Source organism: Paenibacillus sp. FSL R5-192 (assembly GCF_000517845.1).
Classification (GTDB): domain Bacteria; phylum Bacillota; class Bacilli; order Paenibacillales; family Paenibacillaceae; genus Paenibacillus; species Paenibacillus amylolyticus.
Genome location: NZ_ASPR01000059.1, coordinates 1 through 488, shown reverse-complemented (window position 1 = coordinate 488; position 488 = coordinate 1). Strand labels below are relative to the sequence as shown.

The 488-nt window shown below is 48.2% G+C and carries 1 protein-coding gene; it reads left to right on the top strand.

The genetic code is table 11. The features are described from left to right. Positions 1-55 precede the first annotated feature (55 nt). Positions 56-488: hypothetical protein (locus tag C161_RS32645; RefSeq protein WP_235193953.1), on the top strand; the 433-nt coding region annotated here is incomplete at its 3' end.

Sequence of the window (488 nt, the reverse complement as noted above, 5' to 3'; positions counted from 1 at the left end):
ATTGCGTCAGATGATTAAAGATGTGTTGGATGGAATTGACCAATTGCTAATTGGATTGACAAAAATACCTACAGGTGTCTATGCTGCTGCTGCTGGATTAAGCGGTCTGTTGTTGGCTTACAAAGCCCTTAGCGGACCTATTGCATCCGTTATAGCGGCTATTCAAGTTTTAAACGCTGCTAAAGCGCAACAAACGGTTTCGACGGTTGCCAGCACAGCTGTAACAGCTGCTAATTCAGCTGCAAATACTGTGAACATCGTTTCAAGCGAAGGCGTAACCATCTCCACAGTTCAGCAAACTGCTGCAAGAGAAGCGCAAGCTGTAGCTACTACCACGGCAACGGTAGCAACCGGTGCATTGAGCAGGGCGCAGGCGGCGGCTACCGTTACTATGGCGGCAGCAACTGCTGGACTTTCTCTGTTGGTAGGTGCTATTGCTATTTTCGCAATGAAGAGTGGTGAAGCAGAAAAAGCAGAACGTGATCGGA